Annotated in this window: 12 protein-coding genes; 10 read left to right on the forward strand and 2 right to left on the reverse strand. The window is 34.0% G+C overall.

Annotation, left to right across the window (positions count from 1 at the left end):
* Positions 1-77: 77 nt before the first annotated feature.
* Together G9Q29_RS06535 and G9Q29_RS06540 are read right to left on the reverse strand one after the other, a co-directional pair.
* Positions 78-1,115: a response regulator gene (locus G9Q29_RS06535; protein ID WP_166134509.1), complete on the reverse strand. Its 1,038-nt coding sequence runs from the start codon at positions 1,113-1,115 to the stop codon at positions 78-80.
* Positions 1,112-2,281 (reverse strand): PAS domain-containing sensor histidine kinase, encoded by a 1,170-nt coding sequence (locus G9Q29_RS06540; RefSeq protein WP_225872899.1) that lies wholly within the window; start codon positions 2,279-2,281, stop codon positions 1,112-1,114. Before G9Q29_RS06540 ends, G9Q29_RS06535 begins: the two co-directional genes overlap by 4 nt.
* A gap of 434 nt (positions 2,282-2,715) precedes the next feature.
* Between G9Q29_RS06540 and G9Q29_RS06545 the strand changes: the two genes are divergently transcribed.
* From G9Q29_RS06545 to G9Q29_RS06585, 10 genes are all read left to right on the forward strand, one after another.
* On the forward strand, positions 2,716-3,384 hold the full coding sequence (locus tag G9Q29_RS06545) for a BON domain-containing protein (protein WP_166134513.1): 669 nt from the start codon (positions 2,716-2,718) through the stop codon (positions 3,382-3,384).
* A 330-nt stretch (positions 3,385-3,714) separates the two neighbouring features.
* Positions 3,715-4,761, forward strand: a complete 1,047-nt coding sequence (locus G9Q29_RS06550) for a glycoside hydrolase family 130 protein (RefSeq protein WP_166134515.1) — start codon at positions 3,715-3,717, stop codon at positions 4,759-4,761.
* Entirely contained in the window at positions 4,751-7,114 is a 2,364-nt protein-coding gene (locus G9Q29_RS06555; protein WP_205729836.1) for a glycosyltransferase, read from the forward strand. The genes G9Q29_RS06550 and G9Q29_RS06555 overlap by 11 nt, the downstream gene beginning before the upstream one ends.
* Positions 7,115-7,217: 103 nt before the next feature.
* Positions 7,218-7,478: a hypothetical protein gene (locus tag G9Q29_RS06560; protein ID WP_166134517.1), complete on the forward strand. Its 261-nt coding sequence runs from the start codon at positions 7,218-7,220 to the stop codon at positions 7,476-7,478.
* A gap of 191 nt (positions 7,479-7,669) precedes the next feature.
* The gene (locus G9Q29_RS14975) at positions 7,670-8,347 is read left to right on the forward strand and encodes a DUF6629 family protein (protein WP_317172486.1); all 678 of its coding nucleotides are present in this window, start codon (positions 7,670-7,672) and stop codon (positions 8,345-8,347) included.
* An 18-nt stretch (positions 8,348-8,365) separates the two neighbouring features.
* Positions 8,366-9,376 (forward strand): 2-hydroxyacid dehydrogenase, encoded by a 1,011-nt coding sequence (locus G9Q29_RS06565; protein ID WP_166134519.1) that lies wholly within the window; start codon positions 8,366-8,368, stop codon positions 9,374-9,376.
* Between the two features lie 116 nt (positions 9,377-9,492).
* The gene (locus G9Q29_RS06570) at positions 9,493-9,738 is read left to right on the forward strand and encodes a hypothetical protein (RefSeq protein WP_166134521.1); all 246 of its coding nucleotides are present in this window, start codon (positions 9,493-9,495) and stop codon (positions 9,736-9,738) included.
* Positions 9,739-9,769: 31 nt separating this feature from the next.
* Positions 9,770-10,090: a hypothetical protein gene (locus tag G9Q29_RS06575; protein WP_166134523.1), complete on the forward strand. Its 321-nt coding sequence runs from the start codon at positions 9,770-9,772 to the stop codon at positions 10,088-10,090.
* Complete coding sequence (locus G9Q29_RS06580) at positions 10,091-10,564, forward strand: hypothetical protein (RefSeq protein ID WP_166134525.1); 474 nt, start codon at positions 10,091-10,093, stop codon at positions 10,562-10,564. It begins immediately after the preceding gene.
* Between the two features lie 92 nt (positions 10,565-10,656).
* Positions 10,657-13,158, forward strand: a complete 2,502-nt coding sequence (locus G9Q29_RS06585; protein ID WP_166134527.1) for a cation-translocating P-type ATPase — start codon at positions 10,657-10,659, stop codon at positions 13,156-13,158.
* Position 13,159: the final 1 nt, after the last annotated feature.

The raw sequence follows: 13,159 nt of genomic DNA on the forward strand, positions 1-13,159 counted from the left end.
TTTAGATTGCTAACATATTTATTTAAACGGCCCAAAATCAGATGATTTTGGGCCGTTTTAGTTTTATAAAATAACCACTAGTTGCGCATTTTAGTGATTTTCTCAATATTGATAATTTTTAAAATACTTCCCTTTTTTTCAATCAAACCTTCGTTTTTAAACTCGGTTAAGGTACGGCTTACTGTTTCGGTAGCGGTGGCGGTTAGTGCCGCTAGATCGTCTCTACTGATGCGAATGGTAGTATCGTGTTTAAACAAGTCTAAAATAGCTTCTGCAATTCGTTTTCTTACGGATTGATAGGCCAATTGTAATAAAGAAGAATCTTTGGTAAGGATTTCATTTGATAAAATGTTCAGGAACTTTTTAGACACGTCAGGATACAATCGTAGTAATTCATCAAACTGTTGCTTTGAAAAAAAACACAAATGGCTTTCCTCTAAAGCGGTTGCGGTATCGTTATACAATTGATTGGACAGTACCGAATTGGCTCCTAAAAAATCATCTGGTCGATAAATAGCGGTTATTAACTCGCGTCCGTCTTCAGTCATTTTTGTGGTTTTTATTTTTCCTGACAGTACTAAATAAATTCCCAATGGACTATCCCCTTCATAATGAACTACTTGATTTTTTTTAAAAATTCTACTTTGACTTTTTGAAATCAATTTACTTAATTCAGCCAAACCACCATTTTTAGAGATACTAAAGGGAGCTTGTTCTAAGGATTGTAAATGCAAATGTTGCTCTTTATGTTTTTTATTCAATCTGATTTCAACAGCATTTAGCAATTCTAAGCGTCCAAAAGGTTTTACCAAATAATCATCGGCTCCCATTTCCATGCCTTTTCGTAAATCTGTTCTTTCAGACTTTGCAGTTATGAAAATAAAGGGTATTAACGAGGTTTTATCATTTTTTGCAAGTAAGTACAAAACTCCATATCCATCTAAATCAGGCATCATGATGTCGCACAAAATTAAATCGGGTAGTTCAGCCATAACAATTTCTACGCCTTCGATTCCGTTTTTTGCCAAAATCACCTCATAGTTCGCCAATTCTAATATTTCAACTATACTGTCGCGTATGTCGTTATTGTCTTCTATTACTACTATTTTGCTCATAATTTTGAAAATGTTAGAGTGAATATTGCTCCTTTACCAGTAGCACTAGTGCAACTCACTTGCCCGCGCATTAAGGCGATGTATCGTGCTACAATGTTTAAGCCAAGACCAGTTCCGGGAATAGTTCCTGTATTATGGGCTCTAAAAAAAGGTTCAAACAAATGAGGTTGGTCCTCAATAGGAATTCCAATTCCGTTATCCTTTACTTTTATAATGCAATTTAGGGCATTAATCTCAGTTGTAAATGCAATACAACTCGTGTCATTAGAATATTTTATCGCGTTTGAAATAAGGTTAATTAAACTGTTTTTTAGTAAGTTTTTATCTAAATTAATTTCTTGGTCTTCGCCAGAATGTGAATATATTATTTTTTGTTTTGACTTGGCTAATAATTGCATTTCTTCAGTTATTTCATTGGCCAATTGTACCAAATCGAAACAAGTTTCTCTGGGTACTACCTTCCCTATTTCCAACTGTTCTATGTAAAGAAAATCGTTTAACACTGTTGTTAAGTTAGTCACGGCATTGACTATTTTACCCACATGTTTCGTAATGTTGGCGTTACCGTAAGCTTCAGCATATTTTTCTATCAACGAGGCTGACAAATGCACGGTACTCAATGGAGTTCTAAATTCGTGCGAAGCCATCGATAAAAATCTGTTTTTTAAGTGACTCAGCGTTTTTTCCTTTTCTAAAGTTTGACGCACTTTTTCGCGCGATCTCTCCAATGCCTTGATTGTTTTATTGAGTGTTTTTGTGCGTTGCGCTACCAACTCTTCAAGATGCGAAGCGTATTCTTTTAAGCGTGCTTCATCTATTTTTTGCTGTGTTAGGTCGTGTATAAAGCCCACAAAAATTTTCTGATCGGCATAAATAACCTCGCTAACACCTAATTTAAATGGAAACAGTGTTCCGTTTTTAGTTTTTCCAATCAATTCTCTTCCAACTCCTATAATGTGAGCCTTACCAGTGTTTTTATATTGTTTCAAATAAAAATCATGTGATTCTTTTTCGGGTAAGGGCATTAGCATAGAAATGTTATTTCCTAATACCTCAACCTCAGTGTAGCCAAACAACCTACAACCTGTTGGATTAATACATTCAACAATTCCATTTTCATCAATAGTGATGATTCCATCAATGGCGTTATGTATAAGAGCATGCATTAGCGAAGCTTTTTTCATAACTATTGGGTAACCAAAAAGTATCGGTTATAAGTAAAGGTACGCCAATTAGTACGTTTATGGTTTAAAAAGTGATGCATGTCACATATAGTAGCGGTGTACATCATGTGTTGTCATTTTTTATTGATTGAATTTACATGTTCTTTATCAATGGATCAAAAAGCAATACCAAGGTTGATATAATAAACCTCAACATTTAATAATACTTTGAAACCTATACAAAACTAGCTACCTAAATAGATAATTCTACCGAGAGATTAGTACTCTGATTTTTTTATTTTAAAGTGTTTGGTATCACTTATTACAACGGGTCACATCATTTTATGCTCACATAAAGAGCCTCAACTTTGCTTAAGTAATAATCTAAGGTCTCTTAAGGTAAGCGACTTTTAGAAACGTAATTAAATATTTTTTCGATGAAAACAAATGAAGAATTACAAAAAGACGTTCAAGATGCCATTAAATTTCAACCCCTTTTGCAGGCAGCTGAAATAGGTGTCATTGTAAAAAACGGTATCGTAACGCTTACGGGGGTTGTTGATGGTTATTTTAAAAAGACCGAAGCTGAAAATGCTGCAAAAAATGTTGTAGGTGTTAAAGCTGTGGTCGAAAACATAACCATTAAGTACAATAATTATTCTAAAACTGACAGCGAAATTGCCGAAGAAGTCCTAAAGGCATTAAACGAAAGTTGGTCCGTTCCAAAGGATAAAGTACAGGTAAAGGTAGAAAATGGTTGGGTTACCCTTGAAGGAGAACTCCCTTGGAACTATCAAAGAGAAGCTGCAAAAAGTACGATCAATTACTTGCAAGGGGTAAAAGGTATTGCCAATCATATCAAAATCAAATCAGAGGTTCAAGATGCGATCGAGAAAAAAGATGTTGAAAAAGCCCTTGAACGTCATTGGTCTATCAATGCCGATGACATTCATGTAAAAGCTGAGGGAAGTAAAATTATTTTAACTGGGAACGTTACCTCCTTATACCAAAAAGAGGAAGCAGGAAAAATTGCTTGGAATACACCAGGAGTTTGGACTGTTGACAACAAGCTTGAAGTAGAATATGACTATTCTTATATTGACTAAACCAAAAATATCGGGGAGTTTAATGCTTCCCGATTTTTAACTACTAATTAAAAAAATAATGCTATGAAAGTACTTTTTTATGCAATCATATTGACCTCAATGACAACCACAATTTTGATGAACACGTTGGGGAAAAAAATTAAAAAACTAAAAGCTGCAAACAATCACTGTTCATGTCACGACAAAAATTGTGAGTACAATTAATAAATCATCATTGTTTAAAAAACTAGTAAACAAAAGTCTGTTAGTTCTTTAAACATAATACCTTAAGTTCCATTTTCATCGAAAAAAATCAATTATCAAAGGGAAGTGCCCTTTTTTACAAAGCAAATGATACAAGTCAAAAAAGAAGGGATTATATTGAACAAAACCTCATTGCCTTTTGAAAATGAAGGTGTGCTGAATCCCGCAGCAATTAGAGAAGGTAATTTTGTACATCTTTTATATCGCGCCGTAAGAATTGGCAATCATTCTACTATTGGCTATTGTCAGCTTGAAGGTCCATTGTCAATGGTAAAGAGGAACAAAACTGCCTTGTTAATACCGGAATTTGATTATGAAAGTCATGGTTTAGAAGATCCTCGAATTGTAAAAATTGAAGACATTTATTATCTCACCTACACCGGTTTTGATGGTGTAAATGCATTAGGTTGCCTAGCGGTTTCTAAAGATTTAATTCATTTTGAAAAAAAAGGAGTCATTGTTCCGCAAATAACATATGCTGAATTCGATGAATTAGCAGAAAATACGAGTCCAATCAATACCAAATACTTCCGTTATAACGAGCACATCGGTATTTTAGAATCAGACAAGGAGAAATCACTAGTTTGGGACAAAAACGTTATTTTTTTTCCTAGAAAAATTGAAGGTAAGTTTTATTTCTTACACCGCATCAAACCTGATATACAAATTGTAGTTGGTGTTGATAATTTACAGGACTTAACCGCTACCTTTTATCAAGAATATTTAAAACATTTTAATGACTGTGTGGTGCTCAGTTCCAAATTTGATCACGAAGTTAGTTACGTAGGTGGTGGCTGTCCTCCTATTGAAACTCCTCAGGGCTGGCTGCTCATTTACCACGGTGTAAAAGATGGAATCAACGGATATATCTATTCGGCCTGTGCCGCATTACTTGATTTAGAAAATCCTAAAATCGAGCTCTCACGTTTGCCTTACCCTTTATTTTTTCCTCAGGTTGAATGGGAACTAAAAGGCGAAGTAAATAACGTTTGTTTCCCAACAGGAGCAGCAGTTTTTGATGATACTTTGTACATCTATTACGGAGCTGCAGATGAACGTATTGCCTGCGCATCAGTATCATTATTAGGATTAATCAACGAACTATTACTTTATACCACTCAAGATGTTAAATAAAATCAAAACCAATCGTAACAATACCTATTCAGATAATAACAGAAAATCTTTTGGTTTAGAAGCAAAGCCAATTCTTGAAAAAAAGAAAATACCGAAGGTTTTATTTATCACGACTTATCCGCCTCGTGAATGCGGTATTGCTACCTATTCCCAAGATTTAATCGGATCGATAAACAACAAATTCAAAAACACTTTCGATATTCAAATTGCAGCGCTTGAAACGCAACATCAAAAACATGAATATCCTGCGGAGGTCTGTTATGTTTTAGATACCATTAATCCGATTTCTTACCAAAAACTAGCTCAAAATATTAACCAAAACAAAACTATTGAAGTAGTTATTGTGCAACATGAATTTGGCTTGTTTAAAAACAACGAAGCGGATTTCATTCTATTTTTAAAAACAATTCGCAAACCCATTATCATAGTTTTTCATACCGTACTGCCCAATCCCGATGTGTTTTTGAAACAAAACATTGCCGAAATGGAGGAGCTAGTGCATTTTTTTATTGTAATGACAAATGCTTCGGCTGCATTGTTAGAAAACAATTACGGAATTTCGAAAAACAAAATTACGGTTATCCCGCACGGTACACACTTGGTAAAACATGCTGACAAAGAAATTTTGAAAGACAAATACAACTTGACAGGCAGAAAAATAATTTCAACATTTGGATTGTTGAGTTCCGGAAAGTCAATTGAAACAACTTTGAATGCAATGCCATTTTTGGTAGAAAAAAATCCGACGCTACTTTTTCTTATCATAGGCAAAACACATCCCACGGTAGTAAAAGAAGAAGGTGAAGCCTACCGCAAAAGTTTAGAACAAAAAATTGAAGATTTAGGAATACAAGCGCATGTAAAATTCATCAACAGCTACTTGCCTCTTGCCGAATTATTAGATTATTTGCAACTGACAGATATTTATTTATTTACTTCAAAAGATCCTAATCAAGCAGTGAGTGGCACGTTTTCGTATGCTATTAGTTGCGGCTGTCCTGTTATCTCCACACCTATTCCGCATGCATTTGAACTGCTTCAAGATGGAGGCGGTATCATTATCGATTTCGAAAACTCAGCACAACTGCAAAAGCAGGCAGCTATTTTATTAGGTAATACGGCACTACGAAACGAAATTTCAAGCGCAGGCATTCACAAAATGGCACCAACTGCTTGGGAAAACGCTGCAATTGCGCATACTTTGTTGATTTCAAGATTGATTAATACCAAATCACGATTGCATTACAAAATTCCAGCAATCAAATTGGATCACCTTAAAAATATGACTACTCCTTTTGCTATGATTCAATTTTCAGTAATCAATAAACCTGATTTAAATAGCGGTTACACCTTAGATGACAATGCTAGAGCTCTAGTGGCTTTTTGCCAGCATTATCGATTAGCAAAAGATGAAGCCGACTTAAAGTACATTTCTCAATATTACCAGTTTATACATTTTTGTCAACAAAAAGACGGTACTTTTTTGAATTATGTAAATGAAAGTAAAGAATTCACTACTCAAAACGATGAGAATTTAGAAGATTCAAACGGAAGAGCTATCTGGGCTTTGGGATTTTTGATTTCAATGCAAGACTTAATACCAAATGAATTGCTTATTGAGGCCAAGAAAACCATGCAAAATGCTCTTAAAGTTGCTACAAAAATACATTCTACTCGAGCAATGGCGTTCATCATTAAAGGCATTTATTATAGCACTAAAAATGAGATGAATTTTAAAAATACAGCGATTCTAAAAGTGCTGGCTAACCGATTGGTTCAAATGTACAAACACGAATCAAAAGAAAATTGGTCTTGGTTCGAAAGCTATTTGACGTATGGCAACAGTATACTTCCTGAAGCCTTACTTTGCGCTTACTTAGCAACTGGAGAACTAACTTATAAAGATATAGCCAAAACATCTTTCGACTTTTTAGTATCAAAAACAATAACTAAAAATAGTATAAAAGTAATTTCAAATAAAGGTTGGCTGCACAGCCACAAAGCAGAAAACACTGCTATTGGTGGCGAACAACCTATTGATGTGGCCTATACAATTTTAGCACTTGCTAAATTTTACGAAACATTTAAAAGTAGTGACTACTTACAAAAAATGGAAACTGCTTTTAGTTGGTTTTTGGGGAACAATCATTTACACCAAATTATGTACAATCCATGTACGGGCGGATGTTATGATGGTTTAGAAGAAGATTACATTAATTTGAATCAAGGTGCTGAATCAACTGTGAGTTACTTGATGGCACGACTCACCATAGCAACTTACAAAGAAGAAATCGAAAATAAAAAATGTTCTGTAAACGCGACTAAAAGTAAAATTTTAAAAATTATTCATTAGCATCAATTTGTTTAATTATCACATCACTCTGGTAAAAGCAAAGCAATAGATGAAAGATGAACTAATGCAAACGTGTAAAAATTAATTACAAAAAATAACAATCATGAAAACAAACTCAAAAAAAATGACAGCCGAAATCACATCGGCTTTGGCAGCAGCAACATTTGTAAATACTACTGCAAAAAAAATGATGAAAATGATCGATGCTACTGCTAAAAAAATGACTAAAACAATCACCAAAAAAATGGATGCTACTGCAAAAAAATCACAGAAGGACATTGTAAAAAAAGAACAAAAGCAGAAAACAACAGCTAAAAAAGCAGCACCTAAAAAACAAATAGAACCTGCAGTTACTAGCAATTAACTAAAGATTGTACAACTTAGAAAAAAACAGTTCTGATTAAAAAATTAGAGGGTATAAAAATGTATTCCGCAAGAAATACTCATCTCTAATTGATTAGTGGCTGTGCTAACTTCCCCAGAATTTCTGGAATTTTTTCGGGGAGTTTTTTTTAATAAAAACATTAACTGAAACCAAACAATAAAACTGAGTCTATGTTTTTATATGCATTTGTGAGTTTCGGATTAAGCTTTACATTACTACTTTTTGGTGTTTTTTCATTAAAAAAAGTACAATATCAATCGCAAGTGTTATTTGCTACAATTCCCATAGTGTTATGCATACAACAATTCTGCGAAGGAATTCTTTGGTTGGCACTACCTTTTTCTAATTTACATTTACTTCAAAAAAGTACTGTTTTTTTACATCTCAATTTTACGCAACTTTTGTGGCCGTTGTACATTCCAATTGCTATTCTATTTTTAGAGAAGCATAAAAGCCGAAAAATGATACTAAGTATTCTTGTGGGAATTGGTTTGGTAGTATCCTGCTTTTTAGCGCACTGTCTCTGTAATTACAGTGTTCATGCACAAATACACCAATCGACTATCCTTTATATTCAACCTTATCCCGAACAGTTTAGGCTTTTAGGATCAATTTTATATGCAATTGCTACAATAGTTCCTTGCTTTGTTTCACATATCAAACAAATGCGAATTTTGGGTTTATTGATCTTGTTTTCTTATGGAGTCGGTGCTGTTTTTTATCAAAGCTATCTTATCTCTGTTTGGTGTTATTTTACAATTCTCATAAGTTATTCAGTTTGGTTTATAATGAAATATACTGTGCTCACAAATACAAACGATGAAACCGTTTTGCCTATTACAATTTAACATCTAATCAATTACAAAATGAAAATAGCGATCTACAGCACCAAATATTACGAACGTGAATATTTAGATTTATACAATAAAGCCGCCAAACACCAACTGACTTATTTTGAAATACCGCTCAATACAGAAACAGTTGCCACAGTGAAGGATTTTGATGCGGTGTGTATTCAATTAACAGATAAACTAGATACCAACGTAATTCATCAACTTGCTAAGGCGGGCGTAAAATATATTGCACTTCGTAGCGCAGGTTATGACAATGTAGATGTAGAAACGGCAGCAAAACACAAAATGAAAGTATTGCGCATACCTGCCTACTCTCCCGAAGCAATTGCAGAACATGCCGTTGCACTGATTTTAACATTAAATAGAAAAACGCACAAAGCTTACAACAGAGTGCGAGAAAACAACTTTTTGCTTCAAAATTTAATGGGTTTTAATCTATTTGGTAAAACAATTGGCGTCGTAGGAACAGGCAAAATAGGAACTGCGTTTTGTAACATAATGTTAGGCTTTGGCTGCAAAGTTATTGCCACTGACCTGATGGAATCTAAAGAGTTAAAAGACAAAGGTGTTCAGTATGTTTCGTTCGATACGCTTTTGGGACAATCGGATATTATTTCCGTTCATTGCCCTTTGAATAGTAAAACAAAGTATTTATTTAACTCGGCTGCTTTTTCAAAAGTAAAAAAAGGAGTAATGCTTATAAATACAAGTCGTGGCGCAATACTAAATACTGTCGATGTGATTCAAGCCTTAAAGAAAGCACAACTTGGATATTTAGGTATTGATGTGTACGAGGGCGAAGAGCAGCTTTTTTTTAAAGATTTATCGAATGTTGTGGTACTTGACGATCAAATAGAGCGATTAATGTCTTTTAATAATGTTCTAATTACGCCACATCAAGCATTTTTTACTAAAGAAGCCTTACATGCCATTGCGCGCATCACCATCGAAAATTTCAATTCATTTGAAGATTCGGAGGTTACCAAAAATCAGGTAGCGTTCACGCTTCCTAAATCACTTTAAATAAACTATAAAAACATAATGTAAATCATAGTTTTAGGTGTTTAAAGTCATTACCAGAATAACACATTTACCCCACATTTGTTCTTTCATGAAATCATTAAAGTCGTTAACCAAAAATGGAAATAACTGAAGACAAAAAAGTCACGAATAGAGAAATTGTTGTTTATGAGTTAGCAACCATTTTAGAAGAAGAGAAAGCATTATACCATCAAAAGTCTAATGTACACAATTTAGATCCTTACAATATAGCACAGTGCAAATTATTTGAAGTGCAACTAGAAGAACAAAACAGTATTGTTGATAGTATTGCAACTAGATTGCAAACCTACAGCCATTACAAGGACACCCGAACTATTTGGTAAAACACGCTGCCAGCGCATTAAAATATAAATTATGGAAAAAATAAACATGGACAGTTTGATTACCGTCTTGGCCAACATAGAAAAGTTAGGCTTTCGATCGCAATTTGAGGTAACTGGTAACAACTTAGTTTCATTAAAAACTAACACCCATTTTTTGCCTGGGGAAGTTACAATTAAACATTTTTATCGTTTTGAAGGCGAATCGAATCCTGATGATAGTTCCATTTTGTACGCCATTGAAGGCATTACTGGTGAAAAAGGGACTCTCGTTGATGGCTATGGTACATCGGCTGATGCAGATACTGCAAACTTTATGTTGCAGGTTTCCACTTCAAAAGCAAAAAATATTTAAATGAAAAATTCTCGTGTAGCGTTGTACTTTGTTTTTGTTTTTTCAAGTACAATAGTACTGCTCAATAGGTATACAAATCTTAACATCACAGATTATCGAGTACACTATTTTTTTGATCTTTTTGCAGCAACATCATTCGTTTTTATCGTAGCTCATTTTTTTAACAAATTACAAACTAGCTGGTCTAAAATACTTACCTTTATAGTTATAGCAATCGCAATTGCAACTAAAGCTTTTTTAACTTGGAGCGCCGATTGGAAAACACAAACCATTTTGTATCAAAATAAAAGTGATCAAAACAAAACTATCAATTTACAATTTCGTGCTGATCGTTTTTCGTTTAGTCATACAAAACGGGTTATACAAATACACTCTATTTTCCCATGCATAGAATGGACAACAGATATTGACACCCTCAACTTAGATCAATCAAAATGGCAACAATTAAATAAAACCAATGATGATGCTTTATAAATCAGCTATGGACTACTGTAATTGTGAAATTAAATTGTAGTTGTTGAAAAAAAATAGATTGTCAATTCTGCAACTACAATAAATTTTACTTTATGCCAGCCAATAAATACAATAACATTGCAGGTTTATCTTCAGCACAAGTACACGCTGCAAGGGAAAAGTACGGTCAAAACAAAACAACCTTTAAAAAAGATAATCCCTTCTTAAAAGGCATAATCCAAATTGTTAAAGATCCGATGACACTCTTGCTAATGACTGCCTCAATTATTTATTTTATTAGCGGAAAAATTTCAGATGGCATCTTTTTAGCTTCAGCTATTGTTTTAATTGCTGTTATTTCATCTTATCAAAAAGCGAGAAGTCACAACGCTTTAGAAAAATTGAAAGATTTTACAAAACCCAAATGCAAAGTCATTAGAAACAATAACGTCACCGAAATTAAAACAGAAGAACTAGTTATATGTGACAGTTTGCTAATTGAAGAAGGAAACGCCATTGCAGCCGATGGAATAATCGAATATGCTGCTGATTTTTCTGTAAACGAATCGATTCTTACGGGGGAATCAATGGCAGTTAACAAAGACAATTCGACCAAAGACAAAACCGTTTATCAAGGAACAACAGTAGCAAGCGGGCTAGCAATAGCAACCATTACAGCTATAGGCAGTGAAACCAAATTAGGTAAAATAGGTACAAGTTTAGAGCAAATTGAAGAAGAAAAAACACCCTTAGAAATTCAAATTGGAAATTTTGTAAAAAAAATGGCTATCGCAGGCGCTGCTATTTTTGTGATTGTCTGGATGATAAACTTTTACAATTCTCATAATATCTTAGACAGTTTACTCAAAGCATTAACACTTGCCATGAGTGTTTTACCCGAAGAAATTCCCATTGCCTTTACCACTTTTATGGCGCTAGGTGCATGGCAAATGATGGAACACGGAATTATCGTGAAACAAATGAAAACCGTTGAAACCTTGGGTAGCGCGACAGTAATTTGCATTGACAAAACAGGAACGATTACCGAAAATAAAATGAGTCTGGCTAAAATTTTTACGCTTAAATCTCAAAAGATTACTGATATACAAAATGAATTATCCGAAGATGACAAAGAATTAATTTCGATCTCAATGTGGGCAAGTGAACCTGTTCCTTTTGATCCCATGGAAATTGCACTACACGAAAATTATACTAAAGTTGTTTCAAAAGATGAAAGACCTGATTTTAAATTGATTCATGAGTATCCATTATCGGGCAAGCCTCCTATGATGACTCACATATTTGAAAACAAAAGCGGAGAAAGAATTATTACTGCCAAAGGCGCTTCGGAGGCTATTATGGCCGTTTCAAAACTTTCAAAAGATGAAAAAGCGGTAATCTTAAATGCAATAAAGGAATTATCAATTGAAGGGTATCGAATTCTAGGCGTTGGAAAAGCAATTTTTAAAGGACAAAATTATCCCAAAACCCAACAAGAATTTGAATTTGAATTCGTAGGATTAGTAGCTTTTTATGATCCACCCAAGAAAAATAGCCATCTGGTTTTACAACATTTTTACAAAGCAGGAATTAAAGTAAAAATTATCACCGGTGATAATGCTGAGACTACCGCATCGATTGCAAAACAGATTGGTTTTATCGGATATGAAAAAAGTATTTCGGGCGACGAATTAATGCAATTATCCACAAAAGAGCTCAAAAAACAAGTTTCCGAAATCAATTTGTTCACTCGAATGTTTCCCGAGGCCAAACTAAAAATCATCAACGCTCTTAAATCAAATAAAGAAATTGTAGCCATGACTGGTGACGGTGTCAACGACGGACCCGCTTTAAAAGCAGCTCATATTGGTATTGCAATGGGTAAAAAAGGTACCGAAATTGCCAAACAAGCCGCTTCACTTATTTTGATAAACGATGACTTAGGAAAAATGGTAGCTGCGATTGCAATGGGCAGAAAGATATTTGCTAACCTAAAAAAAGCAATACAATTTATAATCTCTATTCATATTCCCATCATTCTAACCGTATTTATTCCTTTGGCATTCGGCTGGTTGTACCCTAATATTTTCTCGCCAATTCATATCATTTTTTTAGAATTAGTAATGGGACCAACTTGCTCTATTGTTTATGAAAATGAACCTATGGAAAAGAATACAATGTCACAAAAACCGAGACCATTTACAACTACCTTCTTTAGCTGGAGAGAACTTTCTACCAGTATCGTACAAGGATTAATTATAACAGTAGGATCTTTAACAGTATATCAATTTTCGGTAAACCAATCATATAATGAAAACGTAACTCGAACAATGGTTTTCTTGGTTTTAATTACTTCAAATGTATTTTTAACTTTAATTAACCGCTCGTTTTATTATTCCATTTTTACGACCTTACGATATAAGAACAATTTGGTTTTCATCATTATCGGCGTTACCATTGCCATAACCTCTTTGATTCTTTATTTAAAACCACTTACCCAATTTTTTCAATTAGAACACCTTAATTTGAAACAACTATGCATTGCTTTTGGAGTTGGAGCAATTTCTGTTTTATGGTATGAATTGGTCAAAGTTTGGAAGCGACAATCAAATTGAT

It is taken from the genome of Flavobacterium turcicum (genome assembly GCF_011365745.1).
Classification (GTDB): Bacteria; Bacteroidota; Bacteroidia; order Flavobacteriales; family Flavobacteriaceae; genus Flavobacterium; species Flavobacterium turcicum.